General features: G+C 68.8%; 19 protein-coding genes and 1 tRNA gene. 16 read left to right on the top strand and 4 right to left on the bottom strand.

Features of this window, described 5'->3' with window-relative positions; genetic code table 11:
- The first annotated feature begins 23 nt into the window (after nt 1-23).
- Nucleotides 24-743, top strand: a complete 720-nt coding sequence (locus tag Tfont_RS03025) for an RNA polymerase sigma factor FliA (RefSeq protein WP_143968330.1) — start codon at nt 24-26, stop codon at nt 741-743.
- An 18-nt stretch (nt 744-761) separates the two neighbouring features.
- Here Tfont_RS03025 and Tfont_RS03020 read toward each other — a convergent pair whose 3' ends face one another.
- From Tfont_RS03020 to flgA, 3 genes are all read right to left on the bottom strand, one after another.
- Complete coding sequence (locus tag Tfont_RS03020) at nt 762-1,139, bottom strand: hypothetical protein (RefSeq protein WP_143968329.1); 378 nt, start codon at nt 1,137-1,139, stop codon at nt 762-764.
- Nucleotides 1,140-1,148: 9 nt separating this feature from the next.
- Nucleotides 1,149-1,487 (bottom strand): flagellar biosynthesis anti-sigma factor FlgM, encoded by a 339-nt coding sequence (flgM, locus tag Tfont_RS03015; protein ID WP_068608409.1) that lies wholly within the window; start codon nt 1,485-1,487, stop codon nt 1,149-1,151.
- 92 nt (nt 1,488-1,579) lie between these two features.
- Complete coding sequence (flgA, locus tag Tfont_RS03010) at nt 1,580-2,317, bottom strand: flagellar basal body P-ring formation chaperone FlgA (RefSeq protein ID WP_143968328.1); 738 nt, start codon at nt 2,315-2,317, stop codon at nt 1,580-1,582.
- 229 nt (nt 2,318-2,546) lie between these two features.
- Here flgA and flgB point away from each other — a divergent pair, with 229 nt between their 5' ends.
- From flgB to Tfont_RS02950, 12 genes are read left to right on the top strand one after another with little or no spacing between them, the layout of a single operon-like run.
- Nucleotides 2,547-2,978 (top strand): flagellar basal body rod protein FlgB, encoded by a 432-nt coding sequence (gene flgB, locus Tfont_RS03005; RefSeq protein WP_143968327.1) that lies wholly within the window; start codon nt 2,547-2,549, stop codon nt 2,976-2,978.
- Nucleotides 2,979-2,991: 13 nt separating this feature from the next.
- Nucleotides 2,992-3,396 (top strand): flagellar basal body rod protein FlgC, encoded by a 405-nt coding sequence (flgC, locus tag Tfont_RS03000; protein ID WP_143968326.1) that lies wholly within the window; start codon nt 2,992-2,994, stop codon nt 3,394-3,396.
- A 24-nt stretch (nt 3,397-3,420) separates the two neighbouring features.
- A complete protein-coding gene (locus Tfont_RS02995) occupies nt 3,421-4,074 on the top strand; it encodes a flagellar hook assembly protein FlgD (RefSeq protein WP_068608418.1) in 654 nt (217 codons plus the stop codon).
- A gap of 36 nt (nt 4,075-4,110) precedes the next feature.
- On the top strand, nt 4,111-5,388 hold the full coding sequence (gene flgE / locus Tfont_RS02990; protein ID WP_068609785.1) for a flagellar hook protein FlgE: 1,278 nt from the start codon (nt 4,111-4,113) through the stop codon (nt 5,386-5,388).
- An 18-nt stretch (nt 5,389-5,406) separates the two neighbouring features.
- Nucleotides 5,407-6,147, top strand: a complete 741-nt coding sequence (flgF, locus tag Tfont_RS02985) for a flagellar basal-body rod protein FlgF (protein WP_068608420.1) — start codon at nt 5,407-5,409, stop codon at nt 6,145-6,147.
- Nucleotides 6,148-6,161: 14 nt separating this feature from the next.
- On the top strand, nt 6,162-6,941 hold the full coding sequence (gene flgG / locus Tfont_RS02980) for a flagellar basal-body rod protein FlgG (RefSeq protein ID WP_143968325.1): 780 nt from the start codon (nt 6,162-6,164) through the stop codon (nt 6,939-6,941).
- Nucleotides 6,942-6,966: 25 nt separating this feature from the next.
- Nucleotides 6,967-7,656 (top strand): flagellar basal body L-ring protein FlgH, encoded by a 690-nt coding sequence (locus tag Tfont_RS02975; RefSeq protein WP_068608424.1) that lies wholly within the window; start codon nt 6,967-6,969, stop codon nt 7,654-7,656.
- Between the two features lie 35 nt (nt 7,657-7,691).
- Nucleotides 7,692-8,819, top strand: a complete 1,128-nt coding sequence (locus tag Tfont_RS02970; RefSeq protein WP_068608426.1) for a flagellar basal body P-ring protein FlgI — start codon at nt 7,692-7,694, stop codon at nt 8,817-8,819.
- A 1-nt stretch (nt 8,820) separates the two neighbouring features.
- Nucleotides 8,821-9,714 (top strand): flagellar assembly peptidoglycan hydrolase FlgJ, encoded by an 894-nt coding sequence (gene flgJ, locus Tfont_RS02965; RefSeq protein WP_143968324.1) that lies wholly within the window; start codon nt 8,821-8,823, stop codon nt 9,712-9,714.
- A gap of 16 nt (nt 9,715-9,730) precedes the next feature.
- Nucleotides 9,731-11,680, top strand: coding sequence for a flagellar hook-associated protein FlgK (flgK, locus tag Tfont_RS02960; RefSeq protein ID WP_143968323.1), 1,950 nt, complete (start codon nt 9,731-9,733; stop codon nt 11,678-11,680).
- An 11-nt stretch (nt 11,681-11,691) separates the two neighbouring features.
- Nucleotides 11,692-12,660 (top strand): flagellin N-terminal helical domain-containing protein, encoded by a 969-nt coding sequence (locus Tfont_RS02955; RefSeq protein ID WP_143968322.1) that lies wholly within the window; start codon nt 11,692-11,694, stop codon nt 12,658-12,660.
- Between the two features lie 57 nt (nt 12,661-12,717).
- Nucleotides 12,718-13,920 (top strand): HDOD domain-containing protein, encoded by a 1,203-nt coding sequence (locus Tfont_RS02950; RefSeq protein ID WP_143968321.1) that lies wholly within the window; start codon nt 12,718-12,720, stop codon nt 13,918-13,920.
- 77 nt (nt 13,921-13,997) lie between these two features.
- Here the strand turns inward: Tfont_RS02950 and Tfont_RS02945 are convergent.
- Nucleotides 13,998-14,073, bottom strand: a tRNA-Asn gene (locus Tfont_RS02945).
- Between the two features lie 126 nt (nt 14,074-14,199).
- On the opposite strand from Tfont_RS02945, the gene Tfont_RS02940 reads away from it, so the two are divergent.
- The 3 genes from Tfont_RS02940 to Tfont_RS02930 are packed head-to-tail and all read left to right on the top strand — an operon-like array spanning nt 14,200 to nt 17,549.
- The gene (locus Tfont_RS02940; protein WP_068608435.1) at nt 14,200-15,396 is read left to right on the top strand and encodes an acyl-CoA dehydrogenase family protein; all 1,197 of its coding nucleotides are present in this window, start codon (nt 14,200-14,202) and stop codon (nt 15,394-15,396) included.
- 12 nt (nt 15,397-15,408) lie between these two features.
- Entirely contained in the window at nt 15,409-16,557 is a 1,149-nt protein-coding gene (locus Tfont_RS02935; RefSeq protein ID WP_143968320.1) for an acyl-CoA dehydrogenase family protein, read from the top strand.
- Between the two features lie 56 nt (nt 16,558-16,613).
- Complete coding sequence (locus Tfont_RS02930; RefSeq protein WP_143968319.1) at nt 16,614-17,549, top strand: DUF6279 family lipoprotein; 936 nt, start codon at nt 16,614-16,616, stop codon at nt 17,547-17,549.
- Nucleotides 17,550-17,558: the final 9 nt, after the last annotated feature.

The raw sequence follows: 17,558 nt of genomic DNA, 5'->3' as shown, positions 1-17,558 counted from the left end.
CGATCCGATCGTCGGAGTTGTTGATGTATACGCCCAAGGGCACGCTCGACCGAGATGCGCAGTTGCGGCAGTACGCCCCTTTGGTGCATCGGCTGGCCCATTTGATGATTGCGCGCCTGCCGGCCAGCGTCGAGATCGATGACCTCATCCAGGTGGGCATGATCGGCCTGACCGAGGCGCTGGCCCGCTACGAGCCGTCCATGGGGGTGCAGTTCGAGACCTTCGCCAGCCAGCGCATCCGCGGTGCCATGCTCGACGAGCTGCGCGACGCGGACTGGATGTCGCGCGGCTCGCGCAAGCTGCAAAAAGACATCGAGGCGGCCATCCACCGGCTGGAGCAGCGCTTGCAGCGCCCTCCCAAGGAATCCGAGATCGCACAGGAGTTGGGCATGTCGCTGGCCGACTACCACGACACCCTCGCCCGCATGCGCGGGACGCAGTTGGTCTACCTGGAGGATTTGGGGGGCCGCAGCGAAGACGACGAGGGGTTTTTGGATCGCTTTTTGCCCGACGACGGCGAGCACAACCCGGAGAGCATCCTGGCCGATCAGCGCATGCGCGCGGCGCTCGTCGAGGCGATTGGCAAACTGCCCGAGCGCGAGCAGTACGTGATGAGCATGTACTACGAGCACGACATGAACCTGAAAGAGATCGCGGCCGTGCTGGGCGTCACCGAGTCGCGGGTCAGCCAGCTCCATTCGCAGGCGGTGGCCCGTCTGCGCGCCCGCTTGCGCGAGCACTGACACGGTCTGCGGCTGCGGTCAGCCGTAGCCGCCCACGCCACCGCGGCCTGGGCGCTGACGCCCCAGGCGGGTGTAGGCCTGCAAATCGTCCTGTGGCAGCAGTTGCGCCAGCGCGTGGCGCGTCGCACCCGACAAGCGGGCCTGCAGGTCGTTCAGGGTGAGCAGCCGTTGGCCGATATCGGCCAGCAGCACGGCCACATCCGCGGGGCGGTTGGCGGGAGCGGGGCGCTGAATCAGCGGGCGCACGGCCGAAAAGGCCTGAGCCAGATCGGCGCAGGCCGCCACCCAGGCGTCGGCATCCACCTCGCCGGCGGCATGCCGTGTCAACACTTGCAAGGCTTGATCGAGCCGATCACGCAGTCCTTCGAGCGCAGGCGTCCAATCGACGTCGGCCATGGAATGCCATCAACTGGAGCGGCGCGCTCCGGCCGCGGCCACACCGAGCAGCTCGCGGGCGCTGCTGAGCAATTTGTCGGCAATGGCTTCGGCGTTCACCGAAAAGCTGCCGTTTTGGATGGCGGTCCGCATGGCCTCCACCTTGGCGGCGTCGAAGCTGTCCGTGCCGGAGCGTGCCACACCGTTGGTCATGGCTTGCGTGACCGGGGAGAACTTGACGCTGGCGCTGGCCGTCTCGGCGGGCGTCGGCGCATTGCTGGTCGCGGGCGAACTCACCCCCTCCGCGGTGCGCTTGGACACCGGAGTCGGCAGGCCGAACTTGGATTCAGGCGAGTTGTTGACTTTCATGGCACTCTCCAGACCCCGTACCAGAGGTCATCTGAGAGCGTTATCGGCAGGATGAGCCCGGACTTTACCCCTTTTTTGACGTTTGTGGGGATTCACAAGGGAACCGAGACCGTCTGGGCATCCACCACGGTGCCGGTCAGCACCCGGCGGTTGGCCAGCCGCACGCGCACGGACTCGCCCACGCGCCCGTCGCCCAGTGCCTCGGCGGTGGCGGTCAGTGTAAAGCCTTGGCCTTCGACCCGCACCCGCACCACACTGCCCATGCCAAAGGCGTAGGGCGCGCGCACCAACCCGGTGCGCAGTACCTGTCCGGCGGCCAGACCGCGCGCGGCTTCCAGTCCCACCCAGTCTTTGGGCGCGACCAGCACGCTGTCGCGGTGGGCGGTCCACTCCACTTCGGTGGGTTCGGCATGCTCGGCGGTCAGCGTCTCGCCCGGCGCGACCGGGCGCCGCAGCACCCAGCCCGGCCCCCAGACCCGCACATAGATCGGCAGGAAGACGTTCCAGGGCACCGGCCCCTCGGTGCAGCGCAGCCCGATGCGGCTGCGGCCCCACAGCCGGGTGCCAGGGGGCAGGTGGGGCTCCACCCGCTGGCAGGGCGCCAAGCGCAGGCGGCTGTCCAGGGTGCCGACCTCGATGTCGGCCCGCAGCGGCACGGGCAGGGTGCCCTCGCGCAATTGCTGCCCCACCTCGCCGTTGAGCCATTGGCCGATCTGGGCACGCCACGGGGCGGAACCCAGCTCGGCCGCAGCGGGCTGCGGCGTCTGGGGCTGCGCCTGCGCAACCCCGCCGCCCCACAGCAGGGCGGCTGCCGCCAAGCCGGCCGACATCGTTTGCCGCCAGCGGGGAGAGGAGGGTCGGGCCGAGCAGAACACAAGCGCACTGTAGGCCGGCAGGCCCCTAAGCAATCGCCCGAAATGCGCCGCTTCGGGGGGTGCTTATCGCCGCTTCGTCCGCCCTCAAGTTTTTGACAATGTCTTCATCGAGCGACGGAATCGCGACACCGTCCAGACCCTCCGGGCAATTGCCAATCTTGTCACGCCAACCGCCGAGGCCGCCATGTTGAACCGACTGACCGATCGCATGGACCTGCTGGGACAGGCCCTGCAGTTGCGCGCCTACCGTCAGCAGGTCATCGCGAGCAACATCGCCAACGCCGAAACCGCGGGCTATGTCGCGCGGGATTTCGACTTTCGCTCCGCTCTGCAAGAGGCCCGTGCCGCCACGCGCCGCACGGCCCTCTCGGCCAGCGACGGGCTGGCGGGCAGCGATCCGCGGCACCTGCGCACGGCGGTGCACAGCGCCGCGGGCGTGGTTGATCGGGTCAAGGTCGCTTACACCGTGCAGACCCAGCCGTCGTTGGACCAAAACAGCGTGGATCTGGACCAGCAGCGCGCCAACTTCGTCGACAACGCGGTCCAGTACGAATCGACGCTGCGCTTCATCAACGGGCATGTCAAGACCATGCTCAGCGCCATCCAGGGCCAGTGATCGGGAGGCCGCCATGTCGATGTTTCGCATCTTCGATGTCTCGGGCAGCGCCATCAGCGCCCAGGCCCAGCGCCTCAACACCGTGGCCAGCAACCTGGCGAATGCCGACGCGGTCGCGGGCCCCGACGGGCGGGGCTATAAGGCGCGGCAAGTGATGTTCGAGACCGTGCCGATGGGTGAGCCCGCATCGGCCGGGGTCAAGGTCAAGACGGTGGTGGAAAGCGATGCGCCCAACCGCCGCGTCTACAACCCGCACCATCCCAGCGCCGATGCGCAGGGTTATGTGACCTATTCCAACGTCAACCCGGTGGAGGAGATGGTCAACATGATCGCCACGGCGCGCTCGTACCAAAACAACGTCGAGGTCATGAACACAGCCAAGTCGCTGTTGTTGAAGACCCTGCAGATGGGGCAGTGATCCCCGCATCGAAGGACAGACGCCATGTTCATGACCCCCTTGAGCAACAGCGAGATCGACGCCTACAACGCCCGCGGCGGCGCGCAGGCCGAATCGACCGACCCCAAGGCCGCGCAGGAGCGGTTTCTCAAGCTCTTCGTCGCGCAGCTCAACAACCAGGATCCGCTCAATCCGCTGGACAACGCGCAGATGACCACGCAGATGGCGCAGATCAACCAGGTGGTCGGCCTGCAGCAGGTCAACGAGACGCTCAAGAGCCTGGCGACGCAGTTCGGCATGGTCAGCAGCATCCAGGGCGCCCAGCTCGTGGGCCGCGAGGTGGCGAGCGAAGGCAACGGCCTGGTCGTGGCCGACGGCAAGGCACGCGGCGCGTTCAATCTGGCTGGTGCCGCGGACCGCGTGAGCGTCGAGATTCTGGGCCGCGCCGGCGAGGTGCTGGGCACCGTCGATTTGGGCGGACGGGGGGCGGGCCTGCAGACGTTCGAGTGGCCGCTCGGGTCGGTCGACCCGGCCCGCGTCGCCACGCTGCGCGTCACCGCCACGGGCGGCGGGCAGTCCGTCACGGCCACCCCGCTGGCGCTGCACAAGGTGCAGTCGGTGGGCTTGGTCGAGGGCGCGCTGCGCCTGCGCACCGATGGCGGCACGCTGGCTTACGACCAGGTCCTGGCCTTTCTTTGATCCGTTTGTTGTTTATTGCCCGACGAGGAGCACACCATGAGTTTCGGAACCGGCCTGTCTGGATTGAACGCCGCCAGCAAGAACCTGGACGTCATCGGCCACAACATCGCCAACGCCAACACCACCGGGATGAAGGCCGGTCGGGCGGAGTTTGCCGAAATGTACGCTGCCTCGCTCGGGGCGGCTGGCGGCAGCAACGGCGGCATTGGCGTGAGCGTGGCCACCGTGGCCCAGATGTTCACGCAAGGCAACATCAAGGTCACGGGCAACAACATGGACATGGCCATCAACGGGGAGGGCTTCTTCTCGGTGCAGATGGCGGACGGCTCCCTGGCCTACACGCGCAACGGCGAGTTCAAGCTCGACCGCGACGGCAACATCATCACCAACAATGGGGCCAAGCTGCTCGGGTATCAGACCGACACCGCCGGCAAGCCGACGTCGGTGGAGCCGGTCCCGTTGAATCTGCCGACCGGCAAGAACATCGACCCCAAGATGTCGACGGAACTCAAGCTGACGATGAACCTGGACTCGCGGGCCGATGTGCAAACGGTCGGTGCACCGTTGACGGCAGCCAACAAGGAGTTCGGCACGTCCATGAATGTGTACGACACCCTGGGCAACGCGATTCCGGTGCAGCTCTATTTCGTGAAGACGGCGGCCAACGCCTGGGACGTCGTGTCCGTTTATCAGCCCACCGATCCGCCCAATACGCCGGCCACGGAAACCAATCTGGGAACGATCTCGTTCGATCCGGCGACCGGCAAGCCCACGCTGCCGCTGACGCTGACCAACATCCAGATTGCGGCTGGCGCGGTCAACGCCACGGCCGGGCTGCCCGCCACGAACATCGATGTGGCGCTGAATTTTGGCGATCCCACCAACCCCGCAGCGGCCACGGTCACGCAGTTTGGCTCCAAGTTTGCGGTTTACGAGGTCGCCCAAGACGGCTACCCCTCTGGCGAGCTGACCTCGATTAACGTGGGGGAAGACGGTGTCATCACGGCCCGCTACTCCAATGGGGTGAGCCAGGCCAACGGTCAGATCATGCTGACCCGCTTCCGCAACGTTCAGGGGCTGCAACCCGTCAACGGCGGGTACTGGCAGAAGACGCAGGCGTCGGGTGACCCCATCATCGGCCAGCCGCTGACCGGCCGCTTCGGCCTGATCCGCTCCGGCGCGCTGGAAGAGTCCAACGTCGACCTGACGCAGGAGCTGGTCAACATGATCGTGGCGCAGCGGCACTACCAGGCCAATGCGCAGACGATCAAGACGCAGGACCAGGTGCAGCAAACGCTGGTCAACCTGCGCTGAGGTCGCGAGGAGTAAGGCATGGACCGCGTCATCTACACCACGCTGTCCGGGGCGTCTGCGGCGATGCAGCGCCATCAGGTCATCGCGCACAACCTGGCCAACGTCACCACCACCGGCTTTCGGGCCGAGCTGTCGACGTTTCGCGCGGTGCCTCTGCAGGGCGAGGGGGCGACGACGCGGGTGCATGCGCTGGAGGCGACGCCGGGCTACCTGGACAAGGCGGGACCGATGCAAAACACCGGGCGCCCGCTGGATGTGGCCGCCGTGGGCAACGCCTTCTTCGCCATCCAGGCCCTGGATGGCACCGAGGCCTACACCCGCGCCGGCGCGTTGCAGGTGAATGCCCAGGGCAACCTGGTCGGCTTCAATGGCCTGCCGATGCTGGGGACCGGGGGTGCGCCGCTCACCATCCCCGAGGGGGCGCAGGTGCGCATCGGGCGCGACGGCACCGTCACCGCCAAGGTGGGCGAGCAAGCCCCGCAGGAGGTCGGCCGCCTGAAGCTGGTGACCCCGGAGGCGGGCCAAAAGCTGGTGCGCGGCGAGGACGGGCTGTTTCGGGGCGGTGACGGCCAGCCCCTGCCGGCCGACCAGAACGCCACCCTGATCGACGGCATGCTGGAGGGCTCCAACGTCGATCCCATCCAGGCCATGGTGGACATGATCGCGGCCACGCGCCAGTACGAAGTGCAAATGCGGATGTTGCAAAACGCCGAGAAGAACGACCAGAGCGCCGCGCAGTTGCTCAGCCTCAACGCCTGAGCGGGAGAATTCTCATGATCAATTCGCTTCAGATCGCCAAGACGGGCATGCAGGCCCTGCAGACGCAGTTGGACGTCATCTCGCACAACCTGGCCAACGTGGGGACGCCGGGTTTCAAGCGCAGCACGGCGCTGTTCGAGGACCTGATCTACCAAAACCTGCGGCAGGTGGGCGGCAACGCCACCGAAAACGCCGAGCTGCCCACCGGGCTGCAGATCGGCCTGGGCGTGCGCACGGTGGCCACGGCGCGCACCTACACCCAGGGCAACCTCCGGCAAGAGGACGACAACCTGGCTGTGGCCATCAACGGCAACGGATTTTTCCGCGTGCAGCTGCCCGACGGCAGCATCGCCTACACGCGCGATGGCAGCTTCAAGCTCAACGAGGGGCAGCTGGTGACCAACCAGGGCTATCCGTTGGCCGACGCCATCCAGGTGCCGCAAAACGCCCGCAGCCTGACCATCGGCAAGGACGGCACGGTGACCGCCACCGTGGGCAACGCCGCCCAGCCCCAGGTCATCGGCCAAATCACACTGGCCAATTTCATCAATCCCGCTGGGCTGGAACCGCTCGGGCAAAACCTGTTTCGCGAGTCGCAGGTCTCGGGGGCGCCCGTCGAAGGGCCCCCGGGGGCCGAAGGCTTTGGGCAGACGCTGCAAGGCTATCTGGAAAGCTCCAACGTCAACGTCGTGCAGGAGCTGGTCAACATGATCCAGACCCAGCGCGCCTACGAGCTCAACTCCAAGGCCGTGACCACGTCCGACCAGATGCTGCAGCGCCTGACGCAGCTGTGATCCCCACCCCTGCCGGAGCCTTGCCATGAACGCCGCCCGCCGCCTGCTCGCCGTGGCCGCCGCCGCCCTGCTGGGAGGCTGCGCCTCGCTGTCCCAGATTCCGGACGTGGATCTGGCCAAACCGCCCGAGGACGGCATCCGCTACCCGCAGACGCGCCCGGCCGTGACCGAAGCGCCCAGCGGCTCGCTCTACACCGCGGTGGCGTACCGGCCGGGCTTCGAGGACCACCGCGCGCGCCTGCCGGGCGATGTGCTGACGATCCAGATCACCGAGTCGCTGTCCGCCTCGCAAAGCGCCAAGACCGATGTGGCGCGCGAAAGCAGCATCGGCGCGAGCGTGTCGGCCTTTCCGTTCGTCACCGGCACGGTGCTGGGCGATCTGACCACCGGCGCCAAGTCCAGCAACACCTTCAAGGGCGACGGCAAGACCGAGGCCAGCAACACCTTCCGCGGCTCCATCACCGCGGTGGTGACCGAGGTGCTGCCCAATGGCCACCTGGTCGTCATCGGCGAGAAGCAGATCGGCGTCAACCAGGCGGTGGACGTGCTGCAGTTCAGCGGCACGGTGGACCCGCGCGTCATCCAGCCGGGCAACGTCGTGCCCAGCACCCAGGTGGCCAACGTGCGCGTGCTGTCGCGCGGTCGCGGGGCGCCGGCCGATGCGCAAACATTTGGCTGGCTGGCACGGTTCTTTTTGACGCTTTTGCCGTTCTAAAGTTTTTCCACAATCGGTTCACGAGGTGATGCGCGATGAACCGATGGACTTTTCTCCCCCGCGGGCTGCTGGCCGCCATGACGATCATGGCCGCCTCGGCCCTGATGCCGGCCCCGGCGCAGGCCACGCGCGTCAAGGACGTGGCCGCCGTGCAGGGCGTGCGCAGCAACCAGTTGGTCGGCTACGGCCTGGTGGTGGGGCTGGACGGCACGGGTGACGGCAACAACGCCTACACCACCCGCAGCCTGGCCAATTTCATGCAGCAAATGGGCATCAGCCTGCCGCAGGGCGTGACGGTGCAGCCGAAGAACGTCGCCGCGGTGCTGGTGACGGCCGATCTGCCGGCGTTTGCCCGGCCCGGGCAGACGATCGATGTGACGGTGTCGTCGGTCGGCAGCGCCAAGTCGCTGCGCGGCGGCACGCTGATCCAGACGCCGCTGCGCGGCGCCGACGGGCAGGTCTACGCGCTGGCGCAGGGCAGCCTGGTGGTGGCCGGGGCCGGGGCGTCGGCCGGCGGCAGCAGCGTCACCGTCAACCACCTGAATGCCGGCCGCATCCCCAACGGCGCGCTGGTGGAGCGCACCGTGCCGACACCGCTGCTGCTGGGCGAGGGGGTCACGCTGGCGCTGCGGGCGGACGACTTTCAGACCGCCTCGCGCGTGGCGGCGGCGATCAACCGCGCCATCGGCGACGGCACCGCGCAGGCGCTGGACGGCCGCACGGTGCAGGTGCGCGCGCCGCGCGACCCCAACGAGCGCGTGGCGTTCCTGGCCAGTCTGGAGGATCTGCCGGTGGAGCTGGCCACGCCGACCGCGCGCGTCGTCTTCAACGCCCGCACCGGCTCGGTGGTGCTGAACCAGGCGGTCAAGCTCGCGCCGGCGGCCATCGCGCACGGCAACCTCTCCATCAGCATCAGCTCCACCCCGCAGGTCAGCCAGCCGCCGCCGCTGGCGCCCCCGGGGGCCCAGACCGTCGTGACCGAGAAGGCGGACATCCAGGTCCAGCAAGACGGCGGCAAGATCATCGAGGTGGAGGCCTCCGCGCAGCTGGCGGACGTGGTGCGCGCGCTCAACAAGCTGGGCGCCACGCCGCAGGATTTGCTCGCCATCCTGCAGGCGCTCAAGGCGGCCGGGGCGCTGAAGGCCGAGCTGGAGGTGATCTGACATGGTGGCCGACGTGCGCTTCACCCTGGGGGCCGACGCCGCGCGCGGGCTGGCGGCGGATGCCCGCAGCCTCGACGCCCTCAAGGGCGCCGCCGGCCGCGACCCGAAGGCGGCGCTGAAGGAGACCGCCCGTCAGTTCGAGGCGCTGTTCATGCGCGAACTGCTCAAGTCGATGCGCGAGGCGACGATGAAGAGCGGTTTGATGGACAACGAAGGCACCGACCTGGGCATGGACCTGCTCGATGAGCAGTGGGCGGTCAAGATGACCGGCCTGCCGGGGGGGCTGAGCGAGATGATCGAGCGCCAGTTGCAGCAGCAGATCGACCCCACGTCGCGGCCGCGTGCGGCGGACGGTGGTGCTGCGCCCGCCGCCACCACCCCGGCGACGCCCCCCAGCGCAGGGGCGGTGCCGCGCCCGACGGCGTCGCAGGCCGCGTTCGTCGAGCAGCACCGCAGCGCGGCGCAGCAGGTGCAGCGCGAAACCGGCATCCCCGCCGCCTTCATGATCGGTCAGGCCGCGCACGAGACCGGCTGGGGCCGCAGCGAGATCCGCACCGCCGACGGCGGCAACTCGCACAACCTGTTCGGCATCAAGGCCGGCCCGGGCTGGAGCGGCAAGGTCGCTGAGGTCACCACCACCGAGTACGTGGACGGCCAGCCGCGCAAGATGGTGCAGCGCTTTCGCGCCTACGACAGCTACGCCGAGGCGTTCCGAGACTACGCGCGGCTGATCACCGGCAGCCCGCGCTACCAGGCAGTGGTGCGCAACCTGCACTCGCCGCAGGCATTCGCCCAGCAGCTTCAGCAGGCCGGCTACGCCACCGACCCGCAGTACGCGGCCAAGCTGAGCCGCGTCATCAACACCACGCTGCAGCTGCAGCGTGCCCTGGCGTGAGGGGCGGGAGAACATCATGAGCGCCCTCAACATCGCCACCCGCGCGCTGACCACCAACCAGTCCGTGCTGCAGGTCATCGGCCACAACATCGCCAATGCCAACACCGAGGGCTACACGCGCCAGCGCGTGGAGCTCAACTCCGTGCCCGGGCAGCAAATGGGCAGCGGCTACTTTGGCAAGGGGGTGCAGATCGAGGCGGTGACCCGGGTGGGCTATGACGCGTTTTTGACGCGGGAGTCCAACGTCACCCGCGCGACCGCGGCGGCCGACCAGGTGCGCCTGCAGTATTTGCAGGGTGTGGAGTCGCTTTTTCCGCTGGGGGACGGCAGTCTGGGCAAGCTGCTCAACGATGCGCTCAACGCCTGGACCGATGTGGCCTCCAGCCCCAACGACAGCGCGGCGCGGCAGGTGGTGCTGGACCAGTTCGATGCGCTGGCCGCGCGCATCCGCGACGGTGCCGCGCGCATCGACGAGATCGCCACCGGTGCGCGCCTGCAGGCGACCGAAGTGACCAAGGAGATCAACCGCCTGGCGCAGGCGATCGCCAGCGTCAACGACGCCATCGCGCGCACCCAGGGCACCGGCGCCAGCCCCAACGACCTGCTCGACCAGCGCGATCGCCTGATCGCGCAGCTCAACGATCAGGTGCAGGTGACCACGCTGCGTGCCGACGACGGTACGCTTTCGGTGTTCGTGGCCGGCAGCCTGCCGCTGGTGCTGGGCAACCGCGCGGCCGAACTGCGCGTGCCGCGCGCCGAGCTGGACGGCGACCGCCAGATCCAGTTGCAGTTCGTGCAAGGGGCGAGTGCCTACGACGTGCCGGCCGACTTTCTGAGCGGCGGCAAGCTCAAGGGCCTGCTCGACTTCGTCAACCGCGACGTCATCCGCACCCAGGCCGAACTGGGCCGCATGGCGCTGGCTTTGGCCACGACCGTGAATCGCCAGCAGCAAAGCGGTCTGAACCTGCTGGGCAATGCCGGTGCCGACCTGCTGACCTACGATGCGTTGAGCGGCAAGCCGGCCTCCACCAACACGGGCGGCGGCAGCGTGAGCGCGACGGTGGCCGATCCGACCCAGCTGAAGGCCGAGGATTACATTCTGGAATTTACCTCCGGAACGCAAGCGCTGATCCGGCGCGGCAGCGACGGGTGGTATTGGAACGGCAGCGGCTGGCAGGCCAACGCCGCCGCCCCGGTCACCGTCAACGGCTACTCCCTGGAGGGGCTGACGCTGAGTGTGCCGACCTCACCGGCGGCGGGGGATCGCTTCATGCTGTCCCCCGGCGCCACGGCCGCGGGTTCGCTGCGCATGGCGCTCTCGCGGCCGGCGGAATTGGCCGCAGCCGGCCGGGTGACGCTGTCGCAAAATCCCTCCAACACCGGCAACGCCACGATCGAGGCCGTCTCCGCCACCGTGACGGCGGGCTCGTGGGCCACGCCGCCCCTGCCCGCCAACCTGACGTTCACCGCGCCCAACACCTTTGCCCTGGCGGGGTTTTCGCCCGCGTCCGTGGCGTATACGCCGGGCGAGCCGATGACCTTCACCTACACCTCGGGTTCCGATACGGTGGAGGTGAAGATCACGCTGCGGGGGCAGCCCAATGCGGGCGACGGCTTCCAGCTCCAGAACACCCCTCCCACCGGGGTTGTGTTCAACGGCAGCAACGCCCAGGCGATGCTGGCGCTGCGCGACCAGGTGATGTTCGACGGCAGCATCAAGCTGTCGGAGGGCTATGTGGCGGTGTTCTCCAACCTCGCCTCGCGCGTCAACGAGGCTGCCACGCGCGCCAGCTTTTCCAAGGCGCAGGCCGACGACGCCGAGCAGCGCCGCGCCAACCAGGCCGGCGTCAACCTCGACGAAGAGGCCGCGCGCTTGCTGCAGTTCCAGCAGGCGTATCAAGCCTCGGCCAAATACCTGCAGACCGTGCAGTCCATCTTCGACACGCTGATCAGCACCTTCCGTTGACGAGGCCCATCATGTCGACCGTCTACCGCGTGGCCACGGCCTACAGCTACGACAGCACGATCAACCGGCTGCAGCAGCGCGGCGCGCAGCTCGCGGAGCTGCAGGACCAGCTCTCCTCCGGCAAGCGCGTGCGCCGCATCAGCGACGACCCGTCGGCCGCGGCCTTGGCCGAGCGTGAGCAGGCTCGCATGCAGCGCATCCAGTCCGACCAGCGCGCGCTGGAGGCGGCGCGGCGCAACATCGAGCTGAGTGAAAGCACCCTTGGGGACGTCAACGACCTGTATCTGCGCGCCAAGGAACTGATCGTGCAGGGGGGCAACGGCGCGCTCAACGCCAGCGACCGCCGCACCATCGCCGACGAGCTGGAGGGCATCCGCGAGCGCATTCTGGCGCTTTCCAACACGCAGGACACGCTGGGGCGGCCGCTGTTCATGGGGCAGGGAACGCTCAACACGAGCGGGCAGCCGTTCGTGGAGAGCGTCGTCGCGCCGACGCCGCAAACCTATGGCAACGACAGCCGGATCGTGCAGTGGCAGGGTGTCGCCGGCCAAAGTGCGCCAACCGAGACGTCGTTGCCCCATATCCTGGATGGCGAGCGGATTTTCGGCCCGTCGGGGACGCAGGCCAACGACAGCATTTGGGAAACGCTCGATCGCGCCATCATCGCGCTGAAAAACCCCAGTTTGTCCGCCAATCAACTCGCCACCGAACTCGGCCAGGCGAACGCCAATCTGACCGTGCGGCTCGACGCCGTGCTCTCCGCCCGCGGCCAGTTGGGCGACTGGCTCAACCGGGCCGACGCGGTGCAGACGGCCCTGAAGGCGCGCGAGGACTATCACATCGAGCAGCAGTCCGATCTGACGGATCTGGACATGGTCGAGGCCATCTCGCGCTTCCAGACCCAGCAGTTGGCGTACCAGGCCGGGCTGTCGTCGTATGCGCAGGTGCAGCGGCTGTCGCTGTTCCAATACCTGGCCTGACGGCGCCCCGGCCGTCACGTGGGCGGCGGTGCCGACTTCGGCTACAGTGTCGGCGCCATGGGCTTCAATCCGCTGGACCACGCGGTCTTCACGTATCAGCCGATCTGGGGTGACGGGCGCCGCCTGATCGGCGCACGCCTGCAGGCGCGCCTGCTGGACGACGGCGTCGATGCTCCTCACCTGCTGCATGCGATGGCCGACTGGTGGTCTGCCGGATCGCCATTCCTGCTGGTGGCGTTTGCCGACCAGCGTCCCGTTTTGCAGGCCTTGTCGGCGTCGCCGCCGGATCACGTCTGGCTCGAGGTGCCGGACTTTGGCCCGCGCATGCCGCCGGAGCTGCTGCAGGCCCTGACGCAGGCCCGGCGCCTGGGGCACCGGCTGGTGCAAAACCTGCCCTTGGCCCGTGCGCATCCCGTCACCGGGAGCGCGGCCGAGCGCTTCCGCTACCTGCTGCACCTGTGGCCCGACCATGTGCGACAGGCCCTGTCCGCGCAGCGGCCCGCCGACAGCCCCGTGCTGCCGGGGCAGTTGTATGGGGCGATCGGCCAAGTCGCCCTCGCTGCGCACTGCCTGGATGTGCGCCAAGCCTGGGGGGTGGTGGGCTGGCCGGATGACGATGCGCTGGCGTCCCGCCCCGCAAGTGCCCTGGGGGTCGACAAGGGCGCGCTGTTGCGCGTGCAGCAGGCCCTGCTGCGCGAGGCGTCCATCGAGACGGTGATCGGTCTGGTGCACAGCGACGTGCTGCTGACCTACCGCTTGCTGCAGTTGGTCAACGGCGATGCCTTCGGCACCGGGCGCGAGGTGTCCAGTGTGCGGCAGGCCGTCCTGTTGCTGGGCGAGCGGCGTTTCCGCGATGCGTTGCTCCGGCTGCTGCCCGGCGCGGTGTCCGACCCCGATCTGCAGCCCGTGCGCCAAGCCCTGGTGCTGCGTGCGCAGTTGATGCAAATGCTCATGGATGCCGGTGCCCAACACGAACTGGCCACCGAAATCTATCTCACGGGGCTGTTTTCCACGCTGGATCGCTGGCTGCGCGTGCCGCTGGCGCAGGCCTTGGAGCGCGTGCCCCTGTCCGAAGCGATCACCGAGGCGCTGCTGGCAGGGGAGGGGCCGTACGGCGTGTACCTGGACCTGGCCCGGCGGCTGGCCGACCCGGCGCAGTCGCAACACCTGCCCGCCCGGATGCAGGAGGAAGGCTTCGCCCTCTCACACGTCAATACGGCGCTGCTGCGCACGCTGGCGCGCTGGCGCTCATCGGTGTGAGGGGCATACCGGGGTTGGTCGGTATCGGGGGCCAAAAAACCAAAGCCCGCGCGATGGCGGGCTTGGCGGTGTGTTTTTGGCTCCCCGACCTGGGCTCGAACCAGGGACCTACGGATTAACAGTCCGGCGCTCTACCGACTGAGCTATCGGGGATCGGTAAGCCCTGCATTATAGCGACAAAATCGGCCGATCTGCCCGGCGTCGCCCGTTGGACAGGCGCCTGTGGCACAGTCCGCGGCGCCTGCGCACAATCGTGGGCCGGTAGCCTTGGGAGCCTGTATGGATTTGCGATTGTCCCCCGACGAGAGCGCCTTTCGCGACGCGGTGCGCGCCTTTCTGCGCGACGAGCTGCCGCCCGAACTGGCCACCAAGGTCCGGCAGGGCCTGCGCCTGACGCGCGACGACATGGCGCGCTGGCACGCCATCCTGCACGCGCGGGGTTGGCTGGCCAGCCACTGGCCGCGCGAATGGGGCGGCCCCGGCTGGGGGCCGGTGCAGCGCTTTATTTTCGAGAACGAATGTGCGCTGGCCGGCGCGCCGCGCATCGTGCCGTTCGGCGTCAACATGCTGGGCCCGGTGCTGATCAAATATGGCTCCGAGCCGCAGAAGCGCCACTGGCTGCCGCGCATCCTGGACGGCTCGGACTGGTGGTGCCAGGGCTACTCGGAGCCGGGGGCCGGCTCGGACTTGGCGTCGCTCAAGACCACCGCGGTGCGCGACGGCGACCACTACGTCGTCAACGGCCAAAAGACGTGGACGACGCTGGGGCACTACGCCAACCGGATGTTTTGCCTCGTGCGCACCGACCGCAACGCCAAGCCGCAGGAGGGCATCAGTTTTCTGCTCATCGACCTCGACAGCCCGGGCGTGGAGGTGCGGCCCATCATCACGCTGGACGGCGAGCACGAGGTCAACGAGGTGTTTCTGACCGACGTGCGCGTGCCGGCGGACCGCCTGGTCGGCGCGGAGAACCAGGGCTGGACGATCGCCAAGTATTTGTTGACCTACGAGCGCACCAACATCGCCGGCATCGGCTTTTCGGTCGCGGGGCTAGAGCGGCTCAAGGTCATCGCGCGTGCGGTGCACAAGGGCGGACGGCCGCTGATCGAGGATCCGCTGTTCGCCGCCCGGCTGGCGCGCGTGGAAATCGAGCTGGAGAACCTCAAGACCACCAACCTGCGCGTGCTGGCGGCGGTGGCCGGTGGCGGTGCGCCGGGGCCGCAGAGTTCGCTGCTCAAGATCCTGGGCACGCAGGTGCGGCAGGAGATCCTGAGCCTGACCCGCCGCGCCGTGGGCCCCTATGCGCTGCCGTGGATCGAGGCGGCGCTGACGCTGGAGGGCGCCGATCAGGCGGTCGGTCCCGCCGGGGCGGCCAGTGCCGCGGCGCAGTATTTCAACTACCGCAAGCTGTCGATCTTCGGCGGCTCCAACGAGATTCAGAAAAACATCGTCGCCAAGACGGTGCTCGGCCTGTGAGGAGGGCCACCCATGGACTTTTCGCTCACCGATGACCAGCGCATGCTGGCCGACTCGCTGGACCGCTATCTGGCGCAGCGCTACCCCATCGACCGTCGCCATGCAGCGGCCGCCACGCCCCAGGGGTACGACGTGGACCTGTGGGCCGGGCTGGTGGAGCTGGGGGCCGTCGCGGCGCTGCTGCCCGAGTCTGCCGGGGGATTGGGCGGGGGCGGCTTTGACATCGCCACCGTGTTCGAAAGCGCGGGCCGGGCCCTGGTGATCGAACCCCTGCTCGGGGCCGCGGTGGTGGGGCAGATGCTGGCCCGCGCCGACGCCCCGCAGGCGTGGGCCGCGTGGCTGGAGCGGCTGGCTGCCGGCGCGGTCGTCGCGCTGGCCCACGAGGAGCCCGATGCCCACTACGAACCCACCCACGTCGCCACCACCGCCCAGCATGATGCCGGGGGCTGGGTGCTCGACGGTCACAAGGCGGTCGTGCCGCATGGCGGCCAGGCCGAGGGCTGGCTGGTGTCGGCCCGGCTGTCCGGCGCCGTGCGCGATGCGGAGGGCATCGCGCTGTTTTGGGTGCCGCGCGGCACACCCGGCGTGTCGGTGCGCACCTATCCCCGCATCGATGGCGGTGGCGCCGCGGATGTGACCCTGACCGCGGTGCGAGTGCCGGCCGACGCCTTGGTGGCCGGCCCGGCGCGGGCGCGCCAGGTGTTGGCGCATGGGCTGGCCTGTGGGGCGCTCGCCCTGTGCGCCGAGGCACTCGGCGCCATGGAGGTCGCGTTGCGCATGACGCGCGACTACCTGCAGACGCGCCGCCAGTTTGGGCGCCCGATCGGCAGCTTTCAGGCGCTGCAGCACCGTGCGGTCGATCTGTGGATGGCGGTCGAGCAATCGCGCTCGGCCGTCATCAACGCCGCGGCCGCCTTCGACGGGGACGACCCGCTCGAGCGCGACCGCCTTATCGCGGCCGCCAAAGCCACCATCGGCCGCGCCGGCACCCAGGTCGCCGAGGAGAGCATTCAGCTGCATGGCGGCATCGGCATGACGTGGGAACTGCCGCTGTCGCACTACGCCAAGCGCTTGGTCATGGTCGACCACGAATTGGGCGACGAAGACCATCACCTCGCCCGCTTCATCGCGCTGAGCCGCGAGCGGGAGACGCGGGCCTGACCGTCCCGGGGCGGGCCGCCCCGGAACCCTGTTCCGCGCACCGCGATCCACCCGCCATGCACGCCCCGCAACCGCCGCGCCCTGCGCCGCCGCACCGCTGGCGCGCCATGGGGCGTTGGGTGGCGGTGGGCGTCGTGGCCGTGGCGGCCGCCGGATGCAGCGTGATCGGTCTGGCCTACAACCGGCTGCCCACCGTGGTGATGTGGCGGCTGGACAGCTTGTGGGACCTGGATGCCCCCCAGCGCCAGGGGCTGGACGAGGCCACCCGCCGCTGGCACCAATGGCACCGCCGCGAGCAGCTCCCCGCCATTGCCGCCCTGTTGCGGCGCTGGCAGACCCTGGTGATCGGCCCCCTCGACGCCGACACCGTTTGCCGCGAGGCCGACGCGGTGCGCGCTCTGCTGCGCCAGGCCGCCGACCGCACGGTCGACGATCTGGCCCATTGGCTGCCCACCCTGACCGATGCCCAACTGGCCCACTGGCGCGAGCGCCTGGCGGAAGGTGACCGGGAATGGCGCCGCGACTGGGGGGAGTCCGACATCGATCGGGGCGTGCGCCTGAGCCGAACCCGCGAGCGTTTGGAGATGTTCTACGGCCGCCTCGACGAGACCCAGCGCCGCTGGTTGCGCGAGCGCCTGCGGGCCGTCGACCCCCGCCCCGACCGGGCCTGGGCGGAGCGGCAGCGCCGCCAGAACGACTGGCTGGAAACGGCCCGTCGCCTGCGCGGCCAAGCCCCCGACGTTGCCGTCGCGGAGGTGCGTGCCCTGTGGGCGCGGACCTGGCAATCGCCCGACCCGGTGCTGGCCGCGCATCAGGCGGCCGTATGGGTTGAGGGCTGTAGCTGGCTGGCCGACTGGCACGCCCAGGCCACCCCAGAGCAGCGGGCCCGGGCCGCCAGCCAGTTGCAGGCCTACGAGCGCGACATCCGCGCGCTGATTCCCAACGGCAGCCCGCCCAACGCCAGCCTGTCCCGCGCCATCGCCGGGCCATGAATGAAAAAA

The organism is Tepidimonas fonticaldi (genome assembly GCF_007556755.1).
Lineage (GTDB): Bacteria > Pseudomonadota > Gammaproteobacteria > Burkholderiales > Burkholderiaceae_C > Tepidimonas > Tepidimonas fonticaldi.
This window is presented reverse-complemented; position numbering and strand designations above follow the sequence as displayed.

Excerpts from the sequence above, each read along its gene's own strand:
- Tfont_RS03020 (WP_143968329.1), bottom strand. The coding sequence starts at position 1,139 with ATGGCCGACGTCGATTGGACGCCTGCGCTCGAAGGACTGCGTGATCGG.
- flgE (WP_068609785.1), top strand. The coding sequence starts at position 4,111 with ATGAGTTTCGGAACCGGCCTGTCTGGATTGAACGCCGCCAGCAAGAAC.
- Tfont_RS03025 (WP_143968330.1), top strand. The coding sequence starts at position 24 with ATGTATACGCCCAAGGGCACGCTCGACCGAGATGCGCAGTTGCGGCAG.
- Tfont_RS02955 (WP_143968322.1), top strand. The coding sequence starts at position 11,692 with ATGTCGACCGTCTACCGCGTGGCCACGGCCTACAGCTACGACAGCACG.
- Tfont_RS02940 (WP_068608435.1), top strand. The coding sequence starts at position 14,200 with ATGGATTTGCGATTGTCCCCCGACGAGAGCGCCTTTCGCGACGCGGTG.
- Tfont_RS02930 (WP_143968319.1), top strand. The coding sequence starts at position 16,614 with ATGCACGCCCCGCAACCGCCGCGCCCTGCGCCGCCGCACCGCTGGCGC.
- flgG (WP_143968325.1), top strand. The coding sequence starts at position 6,162 with ATGATCAATTCGCTTCAGATCGCCAAGACGGGCATGCAGGCCCTGCAG.
- Tfont_RS02935 (WP_143968320.1), top strand. The coding sequence starts at position 15,409 with ATGGACTTTTCGCTCACCGATGACCAGCGCATGCTGGCCGACTCGCTG.
- Tfont_RS02995 (WP_068608418.1), top strand. The coding sequence starts at position 3,421 with ATGTTCATGACCCCCTTGAGCAACAGCGAGATCGACGCCTACAACGCC.
- flgM (WP_068608409.1), bottom strand. The coding sequence starts at position 1,487 with ATGAAAGTCAACAACTCGCCTGAATCCAAGTTCGGCCTGCCGACTCCG.
- flgK (WP_143968323.1), top strand. The coding sequence starts at position 9,731 with ATGAGCGCCCTCAACATCGCCACCCGCGCGCTGACCACCAACCAGTCC.
- flgA (WP_143968328.1), bottom strand. The coding sequence starts at position 2,317 with ATGTCGGCCGGCTTGGCGGCAGCCGCCCTGCTGTGGGGCGGCGGGGTT.
- flgF (WP_068608420.1), top strand. The coding sequence starts at position 5,407 with ATGGACCGCGTCATCTACACCACGCTGTCCGGGGCGTCTGCGGCGATG.
- Tfont_RS02975 (WP_068608424.1), top strand. The coding sequence starts at position 6,967 with ATGAACGCCGCCCGCCGCCTGCTCGCCGTGGCCGCCGCCGCCCTGCTG.
- Tfont_RS02970 (WP_068608426.1), top strand. The coding sequence starts at position 7,692 with ATGAACCGATGGACTTTTCTCCCCCGCGGGCTGCTGGCCGCCATGACG.
- flgC (WP_143968326.1), top strand. The coding sequence starts at position 2,992 with ATGTCGATGTTTCGCATCTTCGATGTCTCGGGCAGCGCCATCAGCGCC.
- flgB (WP_143968327.1), top strand. The coding sequence starts at position 2,547 with ATGTTGAACCGACTGACCGATCGCATGGACCTGCTGGGACAGGCCCTG.
- Tfont_RS02950 (WP_143968321.1), top strand. The coding sequence starts at position 12,718 with ATGGGCTTCAATCCGCTGGACCACGCGGTCTTCACGTATCAGCCGATC.
- flgJ (WP_143968324.1), top strand. The coding sequence starts at position 8,821 with ATGGTGGCCGACGTGCGCTTCACCCTGGGGGCCGACGCCGCGCGCGGG.